Source organism: Acrocarpospora corrugata (assembly GCF_009687845.1).
Lineage (GTDB): Bacteria > Actinomycetota > Actinomycetes > Streptosporangiales > Streptosporangiaceae > Acrocarpospora > Acrocarpospora corrugata.
Genome location: NZ_BLAD01000117.1, coordinates 1 through 22,711, shown reverse-complemented (window position 1 = coordinate 22,711; position 22,711 = coordinate 1). Strand labels below are relative to the sequence as shown.

Sequence of the window (22,711 nt, the reverse complement as noted above, 5' to 3'; positions counted from 1 at the left end):
GAAGAGCTTTTTACGTTCGCGTCATGCGTCTTGGCTTCGTTGATATCAGAGATCGCGCCGGCGTCAACGATTGCCCCGAAGGTCCATGCACCCTCCTCGTCAAACTTTGTCAGGACGAGCCTCGTCGACGAGAGCCGGAGCCCGGCGGAAGACGCTCTTCAGACCCGCGTCGAACCCCTCCAAGTCGCGAGTGAGGGAGTTGGCGGCTTTCCCCTTGATGGCTCCGCCGTCGATGAGCTGGAGCAGCTTCCGCACATCGTCGCTGTGCTGAGCGCTCAATCGCGGGATCTTCCGCCGAGCCGCGTTGATCTCCTCCTGCGTGGCCATGCGTCTCCCGGACGTGAAAATTCCTCCGCAGTTTAAATAACGCCCTTCGGTATAGTACCGATATACCAGTCTTCTCGTGTGCGGTTTGTCGCTGTAATGAGTTCGGGACTGATGGCGTCCGATCGCACCAAATAGGCGCGTAAGTCTTGGCCGGAATCGGTCCATTCACGTCCCGCGTCCGGACTCACCCAAGCTGCCGGCTGAGGGCGAGCCGACCGGGCAGCGCCGTGGCGACCAGGGCGAGGACGGTCGCGGCGGAGATCACCGCGAGGTAGGTGAGGGGCGGGATGTATGGCACGGCCGAACCGGTCATCCCAGTGCTGAACGCCGACAGGGTGACCAGCGCGATCGCCGTCCCGATGATCACCGCGATCGCGACCGCGATCAGGGTCTCCAGTCTGAGCATCCGTAGCGTCTGCCGCCGCGTGGTGCCGATCAGACGTAGCAGCGCGAGCTCCCGCGACCTCGCCGACGTGGACATGGCCAGAGTGTTGACCACGGCGATGGCGGCGAACGCGATGATCAGCCCCATCGCCACGTAATTCACCTCGGCGTTGGCCGTGACCGCCTCGGCGGCCTGGGCCCGGTCCAGTACGCTGACGCCCGGCACGGCCCGTTCCAGGTCCGCCCGGGTCACCGAAGGGGCGGCCACCAGGACGGTCCCGAGCGGGTCGTCCACGTGCCCGGCCACCAGCGCGTGGGAGAGGGTGAGTTCGCCGAATCCCAGCCCGCGGGTGTAGAGCGCGATGACGCGGAGTTCGGCGGGAGTACCGTCGCCGAGTGTCAGGCGGATCTTCGCGCCCACTGAGTCGCCGAGCCGCTCGGCCGCCGTCCGGCTGACCGCGACGGAGTCGTCGTCGAGATCGTCGAGCTCCCCCGCGACCACACCCAGGTCCATGGTCCTGCTGAGCCAGTCGGCGGTCACGGCCCTGCGCGCCGTACTTGTCCAGGCCCACTCGCACCGAGGTGCGCAGCACTTCGGTGACCGCCTCGACGCCCGGGACCTCGCGCACGGCTGCCGTCGTGCTGGAAGGGACGTGTGGGCCGAGGATGTGCTCTGCCCGGGTGCCCGCCGTCGCCTGCTCCTGGGCTGCGTGCCCCATGGTGGTCTGTACGAACAGGATCGTGCAGGTCAGCGCCACCATCAAGCTGAGCGGCGTGATGACCGAGGCCAGCCGATTGGACCCGGCCCGCAAGTTGGCGGTAGCCAGATATCCGCTCACCCGGAACGCGCGGAGCGGCACCCCGAGCAGGGCCGTCGCCGTACGGGCGATCACCGGGCCGAGCAGCGCCACGGCGACCGTCCACACCAGCGCGGTGAGCATGGTGACCGGGCCGGAGGCCGCCTCGGTCGACAAGGCCGACAGCACCAGCGTCAACGCGACGCCGCCCCCGGCGCACAGCAGACCGCCGACCACCCTGCCGGCGGGCATGCGCCCGGTCGCCAGCTCCGCCTCGCCGAGCGCCTCCACCGGGCGGATCCGCATAGCGCGGCGAGCCGCCGCCCACGCCGCCACCATGGTGGTCAGCAGTGCGGCGAGCATGGGAAACGGGCTCACCACCAGCTGCAGGTTCTCCGGCATCGCGCCCAGCGCGACGAACCTGGACCGCAACCAGACTCCCAAACCGACGCCGCCGGCCGAGCCGAGGGCTCCGGCCACCAGGCTGATCAGCACAGCCTCGCCGCCGAGCATCGCGCGTATCTGGCGTGGAGTGGCCGCGACGGCTCTGAGCAGGGCGATCTCCCGCTGGCGCTGCTGGATGGACAGCGCGAACGTGCCGACGACGACGAGGATCGCCGCCAGCAGGGAGGTCCCGCCGATGGCGCCGCCGAGGCTGATCAGCTTCACCCGGGACTGCTCGGCGTCCAGGAATTCCACGGTGCCGCGTTCGTCCCCCGTGTGGGCGAACGCCGTGACCTCACCTGCCGCGTCCTTCAGCGCCGCGGACACGTCCGCCCTGGGGAAGGCGCCGATCGCGCTGACCTGCCCCGGCCGGTCGGCGAGGCGCCGGGCCTCTGGCGAAGAACAACGTGTCCTGGCTGGGCAGGTTCTGCGAGGTGACGCCGGTCACCAGATAGATCTTGGTCCCCGCCGCCGTCAGTACGGGCACCCGCGCGCCCGCGGAGAATCCTGACGCGGCCTCCACGACCATCTCGTCCGCCGCTCTCGGCTCACGTCCCGAGCGCAACGTGAACGGGGTGAGCGCCGCCGATTCCCAGCCGTGCCCGTCGAACCGTCGGCCCGCGACGTAGGCGGCGAAGGTCACCTCGGTGACCACCCGCGAGACGCCGGGGACCTGGCGCAACCGATCGGCCAGCGACTCGGAGACCCAGGCCCGCTCGGACAGCGGCTTGGCCTTGGTCTTGCTCTTCTCCTCGCAGTGCAGGAACGTGCTCTTGCCCGACCACGAAGGGCCCATGATCGCGGTGAAACTCCCGCGTGGGATGCCCACCGATACCTCGCGCAGGGCCGCGACCGCGCTCTGGCCCTTCCCGTACACCTTGCTCACCGCGTCCAAGCGCACTACGTCTGTCATGGTTTCTACCCTGCTGACCAAGCGCGGCACCGGCCAGGGAGGCGATCACGCGTACGCCATGACCTCGTCCCGATCCGGACACTGATAGACATACCACTGTGATTCGTGTGCTTCTAGCCACGCACCCGACCAGCGGCCAGGCCACCGCCCACGGGAACGCGAGCAGGACCGGACCGGCGAGGAATCCGGCTATGCCCAGCCAGGCCCGGCCGAACACGGGAATCGGCAGGTAGGTGAGCAGCGCCATCAGCACGAGCGAGGGCAGGTGACGCCCGTTGATCGAACGGATCTGCGTGACGACGATCACGACGAGACAGGCCGCCGCCGGCACCGCCAGGCTCGCGGGGACCAGCAGCAGCGCCTTGGCCGAGAACCCGGCCAGCACGGCGGCCAGCAGGGCGAGGGACAACCGGTAGGCGCCGGGGTCGATGGCCTGCACCGGCCCGTGGGTGCCGGGGAGTACGGCGTCGACGGTCAGCCGGCCCTCGGCGGACAGGCTCGTGGAAAGGCTGCCACCCGCCTGGCCGACCTGCCGGACCAGGTCGGCCAGGTTCTTGTCCTCGGCGGTACGGGCGCCGTCGTGGATGACGCGCAGCCGTACCGTGCCGTCCGCCGCGGTGGTCTCGATCACACACGTCTTGGCCGTGTTCTGCCGTAAGGCCTCGGTCACCGCCTCCCGCAGCACGGCCGCGAGCAGTGCGCCCGCGGGTCCGAGCGGTTCGCTATGCCCTACCCTCACCTCCGCCTTGATTCCCGCCGCCGTGAGCATCGCGCGGGCGGTCGTCACCTCGGGCGCCAGGGACGTGGCCCGGTAGCCCGCGGCGGCGTTCCTGGTGTCGGCCAGGGAGCGGCGGGCGGTGCCGACGACCTCACCGAGCACCTCGGCCGTACGTTCCGGCCGGTCCATGGCAAGCCGGACACCGCCGACGATCGCCGCGAGCCCCCTGCCGATGCCGTCGCTCAGCTCGGCGGCGATCCGCAGCCGCTCCTCGGCCGCGGCCGCCATCGCCAGGGCCAGCCGGGCGGCGTGCGCCTCCTCCACCCGCTCGGTGAGCCGGGTGAGACCGTAGATCAGCAGCGCGATGAGCACCATGCTGATCGCCGGGTCCGCCGGGCCGATGACGGCGGCGCTGACCGCCACCAGCGGGGCCAGCGGCCGGGCCGGGGTCAGCAGCAGCGACCCGCCCAGGAAACCGAGGAGTCCGACGGAGGTCCCGAAGCCGACCGTGGCCGTGTAGCAGACCACCGCCTGTACGGCCAGCAGCCACGGCCGCCTGAACCGCCGCAGGGAGCGGAACACGTAGACGAACTGGAGCCCGAACGCCACGATCGCCAGAAGCGACCCCGCGAGGAGATAGACGGCCGTGAACGCGGCGAGCACCGCGACGACGATCCCCCGCGCCAGTCGCGGCAACGGCGCCTGCGACAACACACTCCCCCCACCCCTGACCGAGGCCAGCCTAGGGGACGTTACGGGAGCGCCCGGTTCGCGCGATCAGCCGCAGAGTGCGTCGTAGGCCAGCCGCTGACCAGGAATTCGGTGACAGTCCTGTCACCGAAGGCGTTGCCATTGGCCAGGCAGGCGGGTGGCGGCCAGTTCGCGGGCGCTGGCTGCGGCGAAAGGCGGGAAGCCGGCCTCCTCGTTGCGCCGGAGAGCCGTCCCCAGGTGGTCGGCCGCGCCGTCCAGATCGCCGCACGCCCTGGCCAGCAGGCCCACGTGATGTCCGGCGAAGCCCGCGAACGCGATTCCCGTTCCCCCGATCACGATCCGGTCCGCGTACGGGGCCAGGTCGGTGAGCAGGTCGTGGGCGGCGTCCGGGGACGCGAGCGCGGACCAGAGTTCGGCCCGGATCGCCATGTGGGTCAGCCACATGTAGTTGCGTGGCACCTCCGGTTGCTGCCGCCAGGGGCCGAGCGCGGTCCGCGCCTGCTCGGTCCGGTCCGCGCGCAGCAGCGCGAGGGCGTGCCAGTCGCGGAGCAGGGGAAGATCGGTGACGGCGGCGGCCTCGGCCAGCAGTGGCTCGATCGCCGGTAGCGTGCCCCGGGCCAGGTTCAGCGTCGCCGCCAGGACGATCGGGATCTCTGCGGCCCCGGGAACGGTCGTGCCGGAGTGGAACTCGTGTGCCGTGGCGATCGCCTGCTCCGCCTCGGCGAACCGGCCTCTGGCGACGGCCACGATCGCGTCGGCCCAGGTGAGGACGACGAGCGCGGGAGCGAGCGCGTGCCGCTCGGCCAGGTCTCTGGCGGCCCGGTAGTCGCGCAGGCCCTCGCCGACGTCGCCGTGTTCGAGGTGGTCGCGGCCACGGAAGACCAGCGCGCGGGCGACGGCGGCGGGGTCGTCGGCGGACTCGGCCAGGTCGACCAGTTCGCGGGCCGCGGCCAGCCGCTCGGTCAGCAGCTGCGGGCGCTCGTACGCGACATGGCGGAGTTCGAGCACCCGGGCCAGGTCCGCGCGGCTTCCGTGGGTCCGGGCGAGGGCTTCGGCCTCGGTGGACAGGGCCACGGCACGGTCGGCGGTGTCCTGGCCGTAGTAGATCTCTCCCGCGAGGGCGGCCAGCAGCCGTGCCCGCATCGCCTCATATCCGGCGGGGAGATCCCGGACCAGCCGCTCGAACAGCGCGACGGCGGCGGCGTCCACCACCTGGTACTCGCGCCAGCTCCAGATCGCGTCGGTGGTGGTCGTGACGGCCGCGCGGGCCGCCGACACGACGTCGCCGCCCGCGAGGGCGACCTCGGCCGCCTCGCGGGTAGCCTCCCAGGCCTGTCGCTCGTAGCCGGCGCGTTTGCGGGCGAGCGCGAGGCCGAGGAGGACCTCGTAGCGGTCGGTGGCCGTGGCGGTGCGGTCGCGGGAAACGGCCGACAGCGCGGCTTCCTGGAGGCGTGCGGCTTCGGCGGGGGCGGGTTGCCGGGCGGCCATCGCCGAGGCCCGGGTCGCGTAGGTCCAGGCGGCGCGGGCGTGGTCGGTTCCGGCCCGCGCGTAGTGGTGGGCCAGTTCGGTGAAGCGTGTCTCGCGTACCCGGCCGGATCGTTCCTCGATCTCCTTGGCGAGCGCCGCGTGCAGTTGACGGCGGCGGCCGGGCGGGAGCCGTACGTAGATCGCTTCCCGGACCAAAGCATGGGTGAAGCGGTGGCCGGGGCCGTCCTCCACGATCAGGCCGGCGAGGAGGGCGGCTTCGGTGGCGGTCATCGCGGATTCTCCGGTCAGCCCCGACGCCGACTCGACCAGGTCGAGGTCGAACGTCCGCCCGTACGCGGCGGCCGTCGACAGCAGTGGTTCGACGTCGTCGGGCAGCTGCGAGATCCGCCGTCGTACGACGTCGCGTACACCGTCCGGGACCCGCAGCGCGGCGGCGGCGCCAGGGTCGGTGAGACGCCGCTCGTCGGCCAGCAGCTGGACCAGTTCCCCGATGAAGAAGGGGTTGCCGTTGGTGCGTTCCCGTAGTGCCGCCGCCACCTCGTCGGGGATCTCGACGCCGTGCCGGAGCGCCACGTAGTCGCGTACACCCGCCTGGTCCAGGCCGCGCAGACCCACCCGGACGAGGTCGGCGCGGGCCAGGTCGGCCAGTGCCTCCGCCAGTTCGGGGGTGCGGTCGGCCTCGGCGTCGCGGCTGGTGATCAGCAGCACGACCGGCAGTCCGGCCAGCATCGCGCCGAGCCGCCGGACCAGGTGGAGCGTGTCGCCGTCGGCCCAGTGCAGGTCGTCGAGGACGAGCAGGGCCGGACCGGTCTCGCGCAGCAGGGCGGCCGTGGCCTCGGCCAGCCGGAAGGCCGCCGTGTCGAGGTCGGCCGCCGCGGCCGTGCCGTCCCGGCCGGGCAGCAGGGCGGCCAGCGCGGGCAGCCGCGCGGTCGTGCCGGACGCGGTCACCAGCGGCGCCAGCGCCTGCGACCACGGCCACAGGGCCGGCGCGCCCGCGGCTTCCTCGCAGCGTCCCCATCCGGTGTGCAGGCCCATCGCGGTGGCGGTCGCGGTCAGCGCGCGGGCCAGCCCGGTCTTGCCGATGCCCGGTTCGCCGGTCACCAGCACCAGCGTTCCCCGCCCGGCGGAGGTGTCGACGAGATACCCGGTCAGGCGCGCCAGCCAGTCGTCCCGGCCGACCAGCCCGGCCGCCGCGGCCGGTGGCCTGGAAACCAGCACGGCGCCGTATCCGGGCGCCTTCCCGGGGGCGGGCATCGGGTCCAGCGACGGTTCCTGGTTCAGTACGGCCGCTTCGAGCCGCCTCAGCTCCGGGCCCGGATCGGCGCCGAGTTCGTCGGCCAGCACCTGCCGGGCCCGCCGCAGCGCGTCGAGTGCCTCGCCCTGGCGCTGAGACCGGTAGAGGGCGACCGCGAGCAGTCCCCAGGCCGTCTCGCGAAGCGGATGCGCGGCGACCAGGTGCTCGATCTCGCCCACCAGCCGCGCGTGCACCCCGAGGGCGAGCTCGGCCCGGAATCGATCCTCGGTCGCGAGCAGCCACAGTTCGGTGAGCCTGCCCGCCTCGGCCGTCAGCCCGGGGGCGAGGGAGGCGACGTCCTCATACGGCTCGCCGCGCCAGAGCCCCTCGGCGGTCCGCAGCAGATCCCGGGCGTGGGCGGGGTCGGTCGCGAGGCTCTGCTGCGCCTCGCCGGCCAGCCGCTCGAACGTGACGGCGTCCACGGAGTCGGCCACGAGGGCGTACCCGGGCGGACGGGTGAGCAGGATCCGGGCAGGTGCCCGCGCCGGCCGGTCCGGTTCGAGGACCCGCCGGAGATTAGAGATGTAGGCCTGCACCGAGCTCAGCACCTTCGGCGGCGGGTCCTCGCCCCACAGTTCGTCGACGAGACGGGAGATCGAGACGATCCTGCCGCCGGCGGCGAGCAGCAGGGCCAGCAGCGCGCGCTGCTTCTGGCCGCCGAGTTGCGCGGGACCGCTTCCGTCCTCGACGTCGCGAACCTCGACCGGGCCCAGCACCTGATAACGCACCCGGCCACGTTAACGGGCGCTCCCCCGCTTGTCAGTGCGGGTACGTCCAAGTCCGGACCGGATGACTTCCAAGTACGGCAGGGCAGGCTGTGCCCGTCCAAGCGAGTCCGAAAGGAAGAGAGTCATGACGCTCACCGATGTACGGATGATGCGGGTGGCGCACTCCAGCTTCCGCCGCGAGCTGGGCCTGTCCCCTGCGGCGATCCGCGCGGTCCCGGGCGGAAACCGGCGCCGGACGTCGATCGTCGCCGACCACGCCACCCTGTTCCTGTCGCTGCTGCACCACCATCACACCATCGAGGACGACCTGCTGTGGGCGGCGCTGCTCGAACGGGTTCCCGCCGAGCTCGCCCCTCTGGTCCAGGTGATGCAGAGCCAGCACGAACGCGTGGCGGCCCTGCTGGACCAGGCGCACGCGGCGCTCGGCGACTGGCGGCGCACCACGTCCGCACCGGATGGGGAGGCCCTGGCCGTCGTCCTGTCCGACCTGTGCACGGCGCTGTTCGAGCATTTGCACGCCGAGGAGACCCACCTCCTGCCGATCATGGCCAGGCACATCACGCCCGAGGAGTGGGAGGAGTTCACCGTTCAGGGCATGTCCTCGATCCCGAGAAGGCTGATGTTCCTCGGCTTCGGAATGATGCTCTACGAGGGCGACCCCGAGGCGATCGAGCTCGAACTGCGCAAGCTGCCCGCCCCGCTGCGCCACCTGCTGCCCCCGCTGGGACGCCGCGCGTTCCGCCGATACGCCCGCCGAGTCCACGGCACCCCCACGCCGCCGCGCGGCGTCGGCGTCATCGCCTAGTTCACCCCTATCACCCGAAGGAGTTTCACCATGACCGCACAGACCATCACCGACCTCGCCGCCGCCCGAGCCAGGAACCAGGACGTGTGGCACCGTTCCAGCACCCTCCTGTACGCCCGCGAGATCGACGCGTTCATCGGCCACTGGTGCGAGGACGCCAGCTACGAGGCCGCCCTGCCGGTCGCCGGTCTGCCCGCCGTCATCACCGGCCATGAGGCGCTGCACGCGGCCTTCACCGGCCTGGTCTCCGCCGCGCGGAGCATCACGGTGCACGACGTGCTGTTCCACCAGACGGACGACCCCGACATCGCGATCATCGAGGAGCGCATGGTCGCCGAACTCTTCGACGGTGACCGCTACGAGAACCGGCTCATCATCCGCGTGACCTTCCGCGACGGCCGGATCGCCCACATGCTCGAGTACTACGGCCAGCTCGCCCACCAGGACCTGCTGCGCAAACTCGGTTTCGCGTCCTGACGCGCCGCGGTGATGCGCGCTCACAGCCGGCCTGAGCCGCATGGGATCACAGATATTCATGATGCGTTTGATGTCTGGTTCTGCGTTGGCGGGCTGCGGGGACTTCGCTCATTCGGAGCGGTTGCTTCACCCGCACTACGAATTTTCGGAGGTACTTGTGCCCAGCACAAGGTGGCCCGCACCTGCCCTCGCGGCCGTGGCGGTTATCGCCATGTTCGCCGTGACCGTCCCCGCAGCCGGCGCGGCGACGTCACCCGATTCCCAACCCGATCTCGGCGCCCCCTGTTCGGCCGACGTGGCCCTGCGCGGGTTCACCGACAGCCTGGACAAGACGACGTTCGAGGGCACCCCCGTCGGGGGCTTGTCCGCTGTCGCGCTGCTCCGCGATGACCGCGCCCTGGCCCTCGCGGACAACACCGGCACCGTACCGGCCCGCCTGTACGAGGTCGCCCTCACCACCGGGAACAAGCCCTTCTCGGCCGAGGTCGTCGGCATGACGACGCTGCGGCGGCCGGACGGCGTTCCGTACACCGGCGCCGACTTCGACGGCGAGGGGCTCATCATCGAGCCTCACGGCAAGACCGTCCTGGCCAGCTCCGAGACCGAGCCGTCGATCCGGCGGTTCCGGCTCTCCGACGGCCGGCAGGTCGCCTCCTTCGACGTGCCGGCCAGGTTCCGGGTCACCCCGGCGGGCCAGGCGCAGGTCAACCAGACCTTCGAGTCGCTCACCGCCACCTCTGACGGCAAGGTGCTGTTCGCCGGCATGGAAGGGCCGCTGTCGGCTGACGGCCGCGACGCGGCGGGCTCCGGCCTGCAGCGCATCCTGCGGTATGAGGGCACTTCCGGCGGCACCTACACTCCGGCCGCCCAGTACGCCTACCGCACCGATCCCGGCCTCGGGCTGGTCGAACTGGTGGCGCTCGGCGACGACCAGTTCCTGGCGATGGAGCGCGGCTTCACCACGGGCGTGGGCAACACCGTGCGGATCTACCGGGTCTCCGCCACCGGCGTGCCGGACGTCTCCGGCGTCGCCTCGCTGGCCACCCTGACCGACTCGCGCGCCTGGCTCGGCAAGAAGCTGCTGGCCGACCTCGTCGACTGCCCGCCGTCCGGGGCGACCACCAAGCAGCCCCAGCCGAACCCGTTGCTGGACAACATCGAGGGCATGGCGCTCGGCGACCGGCTGGAGGACGACACCCGTCTGCTCTACCTGATCTCCGACGACAACAACAGCGCGACGCAGATCACCCGGGTGTACGAGTTGAGCGTCCGGATCCCGGATGAGGCGTCGTTGCGGGACCGGGCGTTGCTGTCCGCGACCGACTACCAGCCCGGCCCCGTGTCCGGGAAGCAGCTGCCGCCGACCACCGTCAACGGGATCACCCCGCCGTTCGCAGGTCAGCCGATCCCGGGCTTCTCCGCGGTGATCCCGGTCAACCGGGGCTCCAAGTCCGCCAACCGTCTGCTCGCCATGCCGGACAACGGGTTCGGGGCCAAGGACAACTCGGCCGACTTCCTGCTGCGGGCGTACGTCATCGAGCCGGACTACAAGAGCGGCCGGATCGACGTGAAGAGCCACATCAGCTTCCGCGACCCGGACCGTAAGGTGCCGTTCCCGATCGTGAACCAGAACACCCCTGACCGGCTGCTGACCGGGGCCGACTTCGACATCGAGTCGCTGGCCTGGGACGGGAACGGCAACCTGTGGATCGGTGAGGAGTTCGGGCCGTACCTGGTCAACACCGACAGGACCGGCAAGGTGCTGCGGGCGCCGATCCCGCTGCCGGACGGCACGAAGTCTCCCCAGTCGGCCGACCTGGCCCCGGGCGAAAGCCCCACTCTGCCGGCCAGCCGGGGATTCGAGGCCATGGCCGCCAGCGAGGACGGCTGGACGCTGTACCCGATCCTGGAGGGCGCCAAGATCAACGATCCCGACCAGCGTCGCCGCGTGGTCTACGAGTTCGACGTCCGGGCCGGCGCCTACACCGGTCGCACCTGGTCCTTCCGGGTCGCCGACCCGGGGCTGTTCGTCGGCGACGCGTCGGTGCTCGACGGCCGGCGGCTGCTGCTGATCGAGCGGGACAACAACATGGGCCCGAACTCGCAGATCAAGCGTCTGGTCGTGACCGACCTCGACGCCGCGGCTCCGGGCGGCGTGCTGCCCCGCCGCACCGCCGTGGACCTGCTGCGGATCGCCGACCCGAAGGGCGTGTCCACGCCGGCCAGGCCGGGCGAGTACGGGGTCGGGGAACTGTTCTCCTTCCCGCTGCAGTCGGTTGAATCGGTGCTGCCGCTGTCGGGCGACCGGATCGTGGTGGCCAACGACAACAACTTCCCCGGTAACGACGGGCGCATCCCGGGCCGCGCCGACGACACCGAGGTGATCGTCATCGACGTGCCGGGCCTGCGCGACTGACGCATCCCTGACGCGCCACCCCCGCCGGGCGATCTCCGGCGGGGGTGAGCGTGACCATCCGGGGGCCGCGGGCAGCGGCCCCCTTTTTGCGTTCTGGACGTCAGGCTCGCCTCACGTCGCAGAAACTTACGGGCATTCGAGCGAAGCTTTATTCTTGTCGCCTGGCAACTTCTATGAAACTTTCACTTCCGCGGGCGGGGTAACGCGATCTCCTGCTGGGCTAACGTCCAGGCTGGAGATATGCCGACAGCAATGCTGAGGCCGGTGCGGGCCACGGCTCATTGACGCCGGATCGGCAGTCGGATGTACTCCGCGACACACCCAGAGAGGAGACCGCGCAGATCCGGAATCCCAAATGTTAGCGATAACACCGGAAGCCAATCGAGAGCCCCGGCGTGAGCCGGCCCGGCCGGGGTCGCGGAACGACGATGGCACCGCGCCCACCACGGCCGGTCACCCCTCATCCTCGTGGAGTTCCCCATGTCTCTGAGCCGTCGCCAGCTCCTCCGGGCCGCGGGCGCGACCGTCGCGTTCTCGGCCGCCGGTCAGGTGGTCGGCACGTCCGCCGCGCAGGCCGCCCTTCCGTGGGTTCGCGCCGACATCGGCGTGTCCGCGTACGAGTTCGATCTCGGTCAGGTCCGGCTGACCTCCGGCCGCTGGCTGGACAACCAGAACCGCACCCTGTCCTATCTGCGGTTCGTCGACGTCGACCGGTTGTTGTACGTCTTCCGCGCCAACCACGGCCAGTCAACCAAAGGCGCCGCGCCCAATGGGGGGTGGGACGCGCCGAGTTTCCCGTTCCGGTCGCATATGCAGGGGCATTTCCTGACGGCTTGGGCGCAGGCTTACGCCGTACTCGGGGACACGGCCTGCCGGGACAAGGCCAACTACATGGTCGCCGAGCTGGCCAAGTGCCAGGCGGGGAACGGGTATCTGTCCGGTTTCCCGGAGTCCGACATCACCGCGGTCGAGAACCGTACCCTCAGCAACGGCAACGTGCCGTACTACTGCATTCACAAGACCCTCGCCGGGCTGCTCGACGTCTGGCGGCACATCGGCAGCACGCAGGCCAGGACGGTGCTGCTCGCGCTGGCCGGGTGGGTGGACACCCGCACGGGCCGGCTGTCGTCCAGCCAGATGCAGGCCATGCTCGGCACCGAGTTCGGCGGCATGAACGCCGTGCTGACCGACCTGTACCAGCTGACCGGCGACTCTCGCTGGCTCACCACCGCGCAGCGGTTCGACCACGCGGCCGTCTTCAATCCGCTGGCCTCGGGCCAGGACCAGCTCAACGGGCTGCACGCCAATACGCAGGTGCCGAAGTGGATCGGGGCGGCCCGCGAGTACAAGGCGACCGGCACGACCCGCTACCGGGACATCGCCGCCAACGCCTGGACCGTCACGACCAGCGCGCACACGTACGTGATCGGCGGCAACAGCCAGGCCGAGCACTTCCGCGCGCCGAACGCCATCGCCGCGTACCTGACCAGGGACACCGGTGAGGCCTGCAACACCTACAACATGCTGAAACTGACCCGGGAGCTCTGGATGCTCTCCCCGGCCCGGGCCGACTACTTCGACTACTACGAGAACGCCCTGATCAACCACCTGATCGGCCAGCAGAACCCGGCCGACAGCCGGGGTCACGTCACCTACTTCACCCCGCTCAACCCCGGCGGGCGGCGGGGCGTCGGCCCGGCCTGGGGCGGCGGAACGTGGAGCACTGACTACAACTCGATGTGGTGCTGTCAGGGCACCGGCCTCGAGACCAACACGAAGCTGATGGACTCGATCTACTTCCACAACGGCACGACGTTGTTCGTGAACCTGTTCGCGCCCTCGACCCTGAACTGGAGCCAGCGCGGCATCACGGTCACCCAGACGACCTCCTACCCGGTAAGCGATACCACGTCGTTGCAGGTCACCGGCAATGCCGGCGGCACCTGGCCGATGCGGATCCGGATCCCCGCCTGGACGCAGGGCGCGACGATCAGCGTCAACGGGGTGCCGCAGGGGGTGAGCACCACCCCGGGTTCCTACGCCGAACTGAACCGGTCCTGGACCTCGGGCGACACGGTGACCGTACGGCTGCCGATGCGCGTGATCATGAAGGCCGCGAATGATAACGCAAACATCGCCGCCGCCGTCTTCGGCCCGGTCGTGCTCTCCGGCAATTACGGCGGCACCGGCCTGTCGTCGGCGCCGGCGCTGACCCCCTCGTCGATCAGCCGGACCAGCACGTCGGCACTGGCGTTCACCGCCACCGCCAATGGCGCGGCCGTCAATCTGGGCCCGTTCTTCGACGCGCACAACCACAACTACGTCGTCTACTGGAACGCCACCGGACAAGGCGGAGGCCAGGAGGCCAGTTTCCGGCTGGTGAACGCCGCGAGCGGGCTGGTGCTCGGCATCCAGAACATGTCCACCGCCGACGGCGGACCGGCCGTGCAGTGGACCGACAACGGCACCGCCGACCACGACTGGGCGCCGATCGTGGACGGCAACGCGCTGCGGTTCCGCAACGCGCACAGCGGCAAGGTGCTGGGCGTCGAGAACATGTCGACGGCCGACAACGCCCGGGTCATGCAGTGGGCCGACAACGGCACCGCCGACCACCGGTGGACGATCACCGACGTCGGCGACGGCTCGGTCAAGATCCGCAACGCCAACAGCTCGAAGCTCCTCGGCATCCAGAACGGCTCGACCTCCGGCGGCGCCCTCGCCGTACAGGATCCGGACAACGGCAGCGCCGACAATCAGTGGCGGTTCGTGCCGAACGGCGCGCGGCGTATCCAGAACGTCGGCACCGGCATGGTGCTCGGCGTCACCGGCATGTCCGCCGCCGACGGCGCGCTGGTCGTGCAGTGGGGCGACACCGGCACCGCCGACCATCTGTGGACTGCCGTCGTCGGCACCGGCGGCTACCTGCGGCTGCGCAACTCCGGCAGCGCCAAGGTGCTGGGCGTGGAGAACACCGGCACCGCCGCCGGGTCCCGCGTCGTGCAGTGGGCCGACAACGGCGCCAACGACCACCGCTGGCGGCTCCGTCACGGCTCCCCCGCCGCCTTCCGCATCCAGTGCGCCAACGGCGGCCGGGTGCTCGGCCTGGCCGGCACGGCCCAGGGCGCGCAGGTCGTCCTGGCCGACGACAACGGTTCGAGCAGCAATTTGTGGAGATTCCTGTGATCAGACGCGTCCTGGCGATTCTCCTGCCCGCGGCGCTGACATGCGCCGCGCTCACCGTCGCGTCCTCGACCGCGTCCGCGGCGACCGTCGACACCAGCGCCTGGTACGTCCTGGTCAACCGCACCAGCGGCAAGGCCCTGGACGTCTACAACCTGTCCACCGCCGACGGCGGGCGCATCACCCAATGGACTCGCAACAACGGCAACCAGCAGCAGTGGCAGTTCGTCGACTCGGGCGGCGGTTACTACCGGATCAAGTCCCGTCATTCCGGCAAGGTCCTGGACGTCTACAACTGGTCGACCGCCAACGGCGGCGCGATCGTGCAGTGGGCCGACGGCAACGGCAACAACCAGCAGTGGCGGCTGGCCGACTCCAGCGGCGGCTACGTGCGCTTCATCTCCCGGCACAGCAACAAGGCCCTGGAAGTGCAGGGCGCCTCCACCGCCGACGGCGCCAACATCGTCCAGTACGACGACCATGGCGGCGGCAACCAGCAGTGGCAGCTCGTCCAGGTCGGCAGCGGGCCCAACCCGACGCCGACGCCGACGCCGACCGGTGCGTGTGCTCTTCCGTCGACCTACCGGTGGACCTCGACGGGCGTGCTGGCCACCCCGAAGTCAGGATGGGTCTCGCTCAAGGACTTCACCACCGTTCCCTACAACGGCAGGCAGCTGATCTACGCCACCACGCACAACACGGGAACGAGCTGGGGCTCGATGAACTTCAGCCTCTTCACCAACTGGTCCGACATGGCCTCGGCCACCCAGAACACGATGTCCTCCTCGACCGTCGCGCCCACGCTCTTCTACTTCGCCCCCAGGAACATCTGGGTGCTGGCCTACCAGTGGGGCTCGACCGCTTTCTCCTACCGGACCTCCAGCGACCCCACCAACGCCAACGGCTGGTCAGCGCAGCAGGTGCTCTTCTCCGGAAGCATCACCGGCTCCAGCACAGGACCCATCGACCAGGCACTCATCGGCGACAGCACGAACATGTACCTGTTCTTCGCCGGCGACAACGGCAAGATCTACCGGGCCAGCATGCCCATCGGGAATTTCCCGGGCAGTTTCGGCTCGACCTCGACGGTGGTCATGAGCGACTCGACGAACAATCTGTTCGAAGCCGTCCAGGTCTACAAGCTCCAGAACGAGAACCGATACCTCATGATCGTCGAGGCGATCGGCTCACAGGGCCGCTACTTCCGCTCCTTCACCGCCACCAGCCTGGGCGGCTCATGGACACCGCAGGCCGCGACCGAGAGCAACCCCTTCGCCGGCAAGGCCAACAGCGGCGCCACCTGGACCAACGACATCAGCCACGGCGAGCTCATCCGCACCAGCGCCGACCAGACCATGACCATCAACCCCTGCAACCTGCAACTGCTCTACCAGGGACGCAGCCCCAGCAGCGGCGGCGACTACGGCCTGCTGCCCTACCGGCCCGGCGTGCTGACACTGCAACGCTAAAGGGTGTTCCTGGACGTTCACGCCCAAACGGGTGAGCGTTGTCGCGCCGCTCGATCAGGACCGGATGGAGCTGACGTGGCGGGCTCGGCTTAAAGGCCGAGCCCGCCACGGGTGATGTGGGGCCGCGACGACTTGTTCGGTGAGGTCTCCGTTCATCGTGATATGGCGTACGTCGAGCTGGGCACCCACCGCAAGACCCGGGCCGGTTGATCGGGACGCAGCCCGCTGCGGTGTCACACGAGATCGACGACCATCCGGTTTGTGGTGCTCGCTGCCGTGGCGGCTCGGTTGTTCGCCCAGGTCATGGCACCATACGGGTGGTCCTTCGCCGAGCTGGATGTCGTCCGCCGCCGGTGAAATCGGGTGACATCTCGCATCGCTTGCCGGAATGCTGGGGACGGGCGATGAGTTTTTTGTCGGTGGCGGCAGACAGTATTTGTCGCATGACTACGACTGCTCATGCCGCCGAGGGCTGCGACGCCAGCCTTGACCACGTTGTGCCCGACAACCCCGAACGAGGTTCCTTGTCCAGCCCACAGCTCGACCAGCTCGACTCACTTGCCAAGTCCGAGACCGCCGTTCCAGGTCGCACTCCGGCCGTGGTCCGGCTGCTGGTGCTCGCCACGTTCGTGGTCATCCTCAACGAGACGATCATGATCAATGCGATCCCGCAGTTGATGGGGGCGCTGAACATCACCGGGCAGACCGCGCAGTGGCTGTCGACGGCCTTCATGCTGACCATGGCGGCGGTCATCCCGATCACCGGGTGGTTCCTGCAGCGGGTGTCCACCCGCCAGGCCTACGCCACGGCGATGGGTCTGTTCCTGCTCGGCACCGCGTTGGCCGCCGTCGCGCCGTCGTTTGAGGTGCTGCTGGCCGCCCGGATCATCCAGGCGTCCGGGACGGCTGTGATGATGCCGCTGCTGATGACGACGCTGATGCAGGTCGTGCCCGAGGGAGACCGGGGCCGGGTGATGGGGACCGTCACGCTGGCCATCTCGGTCGCGCCCGCCATGGGCCCGGCGATCTCGGGCGTGATCCTTCAGCTCGGGTCCTGGCGCCTGCTGTTCGCCGTGGTGTTCCCCATCGCCGCCTTGATCACGTGGGGTGGTCTGAGGCAGCTGAAGAACATTGGCGAACCCAAGTTCAGCACCATCGACTGGTTCAGTGTGGTGACCGCCGCGGCCGGCTTCGGCGGCCTGGTCTACGGGCTGAGCCGGTTCGGCATCGACAGCACCGGTGCCGCCGCCGCGATCGTGGCGGCCGGTCTGGTCGCCATCGCCGTTTTCGTCTTTCGCCAGCTGTGGTTGCAGAAGCGCGGTGTGCCGCTGATGGACCTGCGGACCCTTCGGCAGCGTACCTTCACGGTCGCGCTGATCCTGATGTCGGTGGCCTTCATGGCGATGCTCGGCTCGATGATCTTGCTGCCGCTCTATCTGCAGAGCATCCGCGGACTCAACGCCCTGGAGACCGGGCTCCTGGTGATGCCGGGCGGCCTGGCGATGGGTCTGCTCGGTCCGGTGGTCGGCCGGCTGTTCGACCGGTTCGGTGGCCGGGTTCTGGTCATTCCCGGCGCGATCGGGATCACGCTCGCGCTCGCCGGCTTCACCCAGGTCACGATGACCATGCCGTACTGGCAGCTCCTGGGTCTGCACGCGCTGCTGATGGTGAGTCTGGCCGCGACCTTCACCCCGGTGTTCACCCTCGGGCTCGGGGCGGTTCCCTCGCACCTGTTCTCCCACGGCAGTTCGATCCTGAGCACCCTCCAGCAGGTCGCCGCGGCCATCGGCACAGCACTCGTGATCACCGTGATGACCGCGCGAGCCGATGTCCTGATAGCCGAGGGCGCCACCGAGGCGCTCGCCAACCTCGACGGCATGCGGCTCGCCTTCATGATCGGCGCAGTACTGTCCGTGGCCGTGGTCATCACCGCCCTGCTCCTACCGGCCCGGGCGGAGAACACCGATGGGCACGCGGGACATCATCTCTGAATCCGCCGTGACGGCGGCGGGGCAGGACGCCGTGGCGGTTTCACCCGCGGGGAGCGCGGGTGCCGGTCAGCGTTTTCCGGCTCTGGTCAGGGCGTCTTCGGCTTGGGTGGCCAGGGTGGGGACGAGGTCGGCTGCGGAGGGCAGGTCGGTGATGAGGTCGGTGGACTCGCCGGCCCAGATCGGTAGTGGGGGTACGGCGCCTCGCGCCACGTCGTTCTGGTAGTCGAGTCTGGCCTGGGGGTCGGCTGCGAGTTCGGCCTCGCGGCCGTGCCAGCGGTCGAGGTAGGGGTGGCCGAGGGTGCGGGCGGTGTACTTCGACGGCCAGCGGGAGCCGCGGACGATGTCCAGCACGCTGCTGCGCTCGGTGTCCTCTCCCCGGCCTTCGACGATCGCCTTGGCGATCGCGGGGTCGACCAGGGCCTCGACGGTGGCCTGGAAACGGGTGCCGATCAGGGCTCCGGCGGCTCCCAAGGCCAGGGCGGCGGCCACGCCGCGGCCATCGGCGATCCCGCCGGCCGCCAGGACCGGGACAGGGGCCACGAGATCCACCACGACGGGTACGAACGGCAGTGTGGACCGTCCGCGCCGGGCTCCATGGCCACCGGCTTCGGTGCCCTGCGCCACGATGACGTCGGCGCCCAGGTCCACGGCCTGCCTGGCCTCTTCCAGCTCAATGACCTGAATGATCAGGACCGCTCCCGCCCGGCGGATGGGTTCCACGTAGGGACTGGGGTCGCCGAAGGACAACATGACCGCCCGGGGGCTGTACTCCAGCGCGTGCTCCACCCCACTGGCATCCGTCGCCCAGGTGAGGAACCCGACACCCCACGGTTGGTCGGTGCTTGAAGTGACGATCGGCAGTTCGCGGTCCAGCCACTCCCGATCCCCGTTTCCGGCACCCAGCATGCCGAGCCCGCCGCCGCGAGAGACGGCCGCCGCCAGCGCGCCACCGGCCGAGCCGCCCATCGGCGCCAGCGCGATCGGATGCCGTACCCCGAACAACTCCGTGAAAGCCGTCGACAACGTCATGGGCCTCATCATCGCTCCCGTCAGCCGATCCGCTCGTCAGCTGTCACGATCGCGACAGCGTGCCGTTGCCGTGAAGTCGAGGGCGGCGGCTACGTGCCGCCATGTCGTGGGTGTATTCCGACCGCGAAGTGTTCACCATCCCTTTGACGATCTTTCTCTTCACTTGACACGAATTAACAGTGATCATCATGGGTGTCCAGTGCTCTCGCATTCCCCTGGAGGCTTCGTGCACACCCCGCATCGCCCCCGAGCTTGGTGGCCGACACGGCTCACCCTCATCATCGCCGCCATCGTCTCCCTGACCGGCGTGGTCGGCATCACCCCCGCCGAGGCGTCGGTCTACAGCACCTGCACCATCTCCCGGTGCTCCGACGCGCGTTCGGCCAACGCGACCTGGAAATCCAAGGGCTACCCCACCACCAGCGGCTGGTACTCCTGGACGGGCGGCAAGTACAACTACACTGGCGGGCGCTTCTACAACCGCGAGGGTCAGCTTCCCAGCGGCGCCACCTACTACGAGTACGACGTCTACTCCCGGGCGCGGGGGGCGGCGCGTGACGCCTACCGGATCGTCGTCAACCGCAGCACCGGCCTGACCTGGTTCTCGCCGAACCACTACACCGACTTCTACCGGCTCTAGGGACTCCGATGACCGCCGTACGTCCGCTGCCGCAATGGCTGACAGTCTCCACCGGCCGGGCACCGGCGGTCATAGAGGGGCGCGCCTGCCGGACCCGCGCCGCCTTCTTCGAGGAGGCTGCGCGGGTTCTGCGTTTTCCCAGCTACTTCGGCCACAACTGGGACGCGTTCGCTGACTCGCTCGGGGATGTGACCCGTGCCGGGAAGCTCACCCTTGTCGTGGAGCACGCCGAGGATCTCCTCCGCGCAGAGCCTCCCGAACATTTCGCCGCACTACTGGGCATCCTCGCGGAAGCCACCCGGACCGGGCTGACCGTGACGCTGTACACCAGCGCGGACCACGAAGCCCCGCTCCGCCGACGGGCAGCCGAAGCGGTCTCCTGATCAGGAACCAGCCACCCTTCATCGCGCCGGGGCCGCGCGCGCCGCCCCATTCCGCCCTGCGCCCGCCCCCGTCCCGGTCCTGCGCCCGCCCCCGTCCCGGTCCTGCGCCCGGGCCCGTCCCGGTCCTGCGCCCGGGCCCCACCCCATCCTGCGCCCCGCCCCATCCTGCGCCCCGCCCCACCCCATCCTGCGCGGCGACGCAGCCAGGCCGGCCTCGAAGCCTCAGCGGAGAACGGCATCCTCTAACCCCGGCGCCGAACAGGACCGCGCCCAGTGCTGGAATCGGCCCTGACGTCGTGCTTCGCCACCGGATCCGTCACTGGATCAGCCATGCCGACCGACCCCAGTGATGAGTTGTCGCGCCCGTACCCGTCACATCTACGACGGGACACGACGAGGCGGAAGGATGACGTGATGAGTACGGACATGCGGCTGGAGGAGCTGGGCGTGAACGGTCTGGGCGAGGTCGACGAGCCGAAGTTCTCGGGGCTGGCGGAGCGGCACCGGCGGGAGTTGCACGTGCACTGCTACCGGATGCTCGGGTCGTTCGAGGACGCCGAGGACACCGTGCAGGAGACGTTCCTCCGTGCCTGGCGGCGGCGGGAGACCTTCGAGGGGCGGTCGACGTTCCGGGCCTGGCTGTACCGGATCGCCACCAACGCCTGCCTGGACCTGCTCGCCAAGTGCCGCCCCGAGCCTGCGACCGGCGGCGAGGTGCTGTGGCTGCAGCCCTACCCGGACCGGCTGCTCGACGAGCTGCCCGCGGGCGACGCGGACGAGCCGGAGAGCGTCGCCGTCGCGCGGGAGACGATCGAGCTGGCGTACCTGGTCGCAGTCCAGCACCTCGCGCCGCGCCCGCGGGCCGTGCTGATCCTGCGGGACGTGCTCGGCTGGCCGGCGAAGGAGGTCGCGGAGCTCCTCGGGGACTCCGTCAACTCCGTGAACAGCGCGCTGCAGCGGGCCCGCGCCGGCATGCGGGAGCACCTGCCCGCCGAGCGGCAGGACTGGACCGGCGGCGAGGAGGATGCCGGGACGCGCGAGCTGGTGCGCCGCTATACCGACGCCAGCGTGGCCACGGACGTCGACGGGCTCGCCGCACTGCTGCGGGACGACGTCCGCTGCTCGATGCCGCCCACGCCGGGCCTGTACGTCGGCCGCGACGCAGTGGTGAACGACTGGATCGAGAGCGGCTTCGAGGACATGAAGGGCCTGCGCGCCATCCTCACCTCCGTGAACCGGCAGCCCGCCATCGCCTTCTACCACTTGCGGGAGGAGGAGGGCGCGTACCTGCCGCTGACGATCGACGTCCTGCGCGTCACCGGCGGGGCGATCACCGAGATCGTCACGTTCCACGACGACCAGTTCCCGCGGCTCGGGCTGCCGGAGCGCCTGCCGGCCGACGGTACGAAGTAGTCCCGGTGTGGACGCTCGCGCTGCGCGGTGGCGCGCGCGTCGCGGTGGTCGCGGCGGAGTGGTGCGACGCGTTCTGCGTCGTCACCCGCGGGCGGGTGCAGCTGGAGCTGCGCGACGGCGAGCCCGGGCCGGTCCTCGGACGCGACGCCGGGTTCTGGCTCCGCGGCACCGGCGTCCGCGCCCTGCGGAACCCCGGCCGTCGCACGGCGAAGGTGCGCATCGTCACGCCCAGGGCCAGAACCCCCACATGCCAGTCAACACACCCTGTACGCCAGTTACCGAATGATGGAGGAACGACATGAACCGCACGAATGACGCCGGGGTCGTCGCAGGCCCGGCATCGGGCCGGACCAGCCGCACCCACCGACTCCGCAGGGTCGCCGGCACCGGCATCATCGCCACGCTCGCGGCGATGGTGGCCAATACCCTCGCCGCTGGGCTTGCCCAGGCCGTTGGCGTCGACTTCGAGATCCCCGATGGCGGCGAGACGATCCCGTTGCCCGGATTCGCCGTCGTGACCGGCTTATTCTCGGTCGTGGGCATCGTCATTGCCGTCGCTCTGCTGCGTTGGAGCGCTCGCCCCGCCGAGCGATTCGTGTGGACGGCAGTGTCGCTGACCGCGATCTCGTTGGTCCCGCCGCTCATCTCCGGGGCGAACACCGCCACCACCACCGCCCTCATCGGGCTACACCTCGTCCCTGCGGCGGTGATGATCCCCACCCTGGCGCGGAGCCTCCGCACCCGGACCGATTGACGAGCCCGCAACGGGACAACGCGCGGCGCCAGGGGGCGCACCGGGTACTCCGGTCGCGAGCAATCTGGCCGACCCCGCCGTCGCGCGCCTCCCACGTGGATTCGACTCCTGCGCGGCGGCTTGAGCCGGATGTCGACCCTCTCTCGGGTCAACATCCGGCTCGAGCCGCGCCAGGACGCGCTCGCAGCCGAGCCCTGACACCTACTGCCACGCCATAGCCGGCGGTGCAGGGAGCGCTGTTTTTGACGTGGGAGGCTGGAAAAAGCTCATTGCATCCAAGGCGAGAATACAGCCGCCTTGATGGTGATTCATTCGACCAGGGTCGCACTTTTTGATCTTCTTGCGCT

At 70.0% G+C, this 22,711-nt stretch carries 16 protein-coding genes and 1 pseudogene; 11 read left to right on the top strand and 6 right to left on the bottom strand.

The genetic code is table 11. The features are described from left to right. Nucleotides 1–99: 99 nt before the first annotated feature. From Acor_RS39290 to Acor_RS39275, 5 genes and pseudogenes are all read right to left on the bottom strand, one after another. Nucleotides 100–327, bottom strand: coding sequence for a hypothetical protein (locus tag Acor_RS39290; RefSeq protein ID WP_155341850.1), 228 nt, complete (start codon nucleotides 325–327; stop codon nucleotides 100–102). A gap of 184 nt (nucleotides 328–511) precedes the next feature. Next, nucleotides 512–1,252 (bottom strand): ABC transporter permease, encoded by a 741-nt coding sequence (locus Acor_RS45205; protein ID WP_170317328.1) that lies wholly within the window; start codon nucleotides 1,250–1,252, stop codon nucleotides 512–514. Nucleotides 1,253–1,862: 610 nt separating this feature from the next. Then, nucleotides 1,863–2,177: pseudogene (locus Acor_RS46015) on the bottom strand (FtsX-like permease family protein); the annotation flags it as partial. A gap of 323 nt (nucleotides 2,178–2,500) precedes the next feature. Then, nucleotides 2,501–4,297, bottom strand: a complete 1,797-nt coding sequence (locus tag Acor_RS46010) for a sensor histidine kinase (protein ID WP_218034781.1) — start codon at nucleotides 4,295–4,297, stop codon at nucleotides 2,501–2,503. Between the two features lie 120 nt (nucleotides 4,298–4,417). Then, complete coding sequence (locus Acor_RS39275; protein ID WP_155341849.1) at nucleotides 4,418–7,804, bottom strand: ATP-binding protein; 3,387 nt, start codon at nucleotides 7,802–7,804, stop codon at nucleotides 4,418–4,420. A 124-nt stretch (nucleotides 7,805–7,928) separates the two neighbouring features. Here Acor_RS39275 and Acor_RS39270 point away from each other — a divergent pair, with 124 nt between their 5' ends. The 6 genes from Acor_RS39270 to Acor_RS39245 all read left to right on the top strand — a co-directional run bounded on the left by Acor_RS39270 (nucleotide 7,929) and on the right by Acor_RS39245 (nucleotide 18,145). After that, entirely contained in the window at nucleotides 7,929–8,609 is a 681-nt protein-coding gene (locus tag Acor_RS39270; protein ID WP_170317329.1) for a hemerythrin domain-containing protein, read from the top strand. A 30-nt stretch (nucleotides 8,610–8,639) separates the two neighbouring features. Further along, entirely contained in the window at nucleotides 8,640–9,086 is a 447-nt protein-coding gene (locus Acor_RS39265) for a nuclear transport factor 2 family protein (protein WP_155341847.1), read from the top strand. A 196-nt stretch (nucleotides 9,087–9,282) separates the two neighbouring features. Then, nucleotides 9,283–11,502 (top strand): esterase-like activity of phytase family protein, encoded by a 2,220-nt coding sequence (locus Acor_RS39260; protein ID WP_218034780.1) that lies wholly within the window; start codon nucleotides 9,283–9,285, stop codon nucleotides 11,500–11,502. 480 nt (nucleotides 11,503–11,982) lie between these two features. Beyond that, nucleotides 11,983–14,688 (top strand): beta-L-arabinofuranosidase domain-containing protein, encoded by a 2,706-nt coding sequence (locus tag Acor_RS39255; RefSeq protein ID WP_155341846.1) that lies wholly within the window; start codon nucleotides 11,983–11,985, stop codon nucleotides 14,686–14,688. Nucleotides 14,689–14,711: 23 nt separating this feature from the next. Then, on the top strand, nucleotides 14,712–16,154 hold the full coding sequence (locus Acor_RS39250; RefSeq protein WP_218034784.1) for a non-reducing end alpha-L-arabinofuranosidase family hydrolase: 1,443 nt from the start codon (nucleotides 14,712–14,714) through the stop codon (nucleotides 16,152–16,154). A 443-nt stretch (nucleotides 16,155–16,597) separates the two neighbouring features. After that, a complete protein-coding gene (locus tag Acor_RS39245; protein ID WP_155341844.1) occupies nucleotides 16,598–18,145 on the top strand; it encodes an MDR family MFS transporter in 1,548 nt (515 codons plus the stop codon). Nucleotides 18,146–18,211: 66 nt separating this feature from the next. Here the strand turns inward: Acor_RS39245 and Acor_RS39240 are convergent, their stop codons facing one another. Further along, complete coding sequence (locus Acor_RS39240) at nucleotides 18,212–19,174, bottom strand: NAD(P)H-dependent flavin oxidoreductase (RefSeq protein WP_155341843.1); 963 nt, start codon at nucleotides 19,172–19,174, stop codon at nucleotides 18,212–18,214. A 226-nt stretch (nucleotides 19,175–19,400) separates the two neighbouring features. Here Acor_RS39240 and Acor_RS43830 point away from each other — a divergent pair, with 226 nt between their 5' ends. From Acor_RS43830 to Acor_RS42880, 5 genes are all read left to right on the top strand, one after another. Next, nucleotides 19,401–19,814, top strand: a complete 414-nt coding sequence (locus Acor_RS43830; protein WP_218034779.1) for a ribonuclease domain-containing protein — start codon at nucleotides 19,401–19,403, stop codon at nucleotides 19,812–19,814. An 8-nt stretch (nucleotides 19,815–19,822) separates the two neighbouring features. After that, a complete protein-coding gene (locus Acor_RS39230) occupies nucleotides 19,823–20,197 on the top strand; it encodes a barstar family protein (RefSeq protein WP_155341842.1) in 375 nt (124 codons plus the stop codon). Nucleotides 20,198–20,611: 414 nt separating this feature from the next. Next, complete coding sequence (locus Acor_RS39225; RefSeq protein ID WP_155341841.1) at nucleotides 20,612–21,610, top strand: RNA polymerase subunit sigma-70; 999 nt, start codon at nucleotides 20,612–20,614, stop codon at nucleotides 21,608–21,610. A gap of 5 nt (nucleotides 21,611–21,615) precedes the next feature. Further along, nucleotides 21,616–21,912, top strand: a complete 297-nt coding sequence (locus Acor_RS42885) for a hypothetical protein (protein WP_174876260.1) — start codon at nucleotides 21,616–21,618, stop codon at nucleotides 21,910–21,912. Then, nucleotides 21,909–22,364, top strand: a complete 456-nt coding sequence (locus Acor_RS42880) for a DUF6069 family protein (protein ID WP_174876259.1) — start codon at nucleotides 21,909–21,911, stop codon at nucleotides 22,362–22,364. The genes Acor_RS42885 and Acor_RS42880 overlap by 4 nt, the downstream gene beginning before the upstream one ends. The last annotated feature ends 347 nt before the right edge of the window (nucleotides 22,365–22,711 follow it).

Coding starts and splice junctions, on each gene's coding strand:
- Acor_RS39290 (WP_155341850.1), bottom strand. CDS start 327: ATGGCCACGCAGGAGGAGATCAACGCGGCTCGGCGGAAGATCCCGCGA.
- Acor_RS39270 (WP_170317329.1), top strand. CDS start 7,929: ATGACGCTCACCGATGTACGGATGATGCGGGTGGCGCACTCCAGCTTC.
- Acor_RS39265 (WP_155341847.1), top strand. CDS start 8,640: ATGACCGCACAGACCATCACCGACCTCGCCGCCGCCCGAGCCAGGAAC.
- Acor_RS39255 (WP_155341846.1), top strand. CDS start 11,983: ATGTCTCTGAGCCGTCGCCAGCTCCTCCGGGCCGCGGGCGCGACCGTC.
- Acor_RS39245 (WP_155341844.1), top strand. CDS start 16,598: ATGACTACGACTGCTCATGCCGCCGAGGGCTGCGACGCCAGCCTTGAC.
- Acor_RS39240 (WP_155341843.1), bottom strand. CDS start 19,174: ATGACGTTGTCGACGGCTTTCACGGAGTTGTTCGGGGTACGGCATCCG.
- Acor_RS39230 (WP_155341842.1), top strand. CDS start 19,823: ATGACCGCCGTACGTCCGCTGCCGCAATGGCTGACAGTCTCCACCGGC.
- Acor_RS39225 (WP_155341841.1), top strand. CDS start 20,612: ATGAGTACGGACATGCGGCTGGAGGAGCTGGGCGTGAACGGTCTGGGC.
- Acor_RS42880 (WP_174876259.1), top strand. CDS start 21,909: ATGAACCGCACGAATGACGCCGGGGTCGTCGCAGGCCCGGCATCGGGC.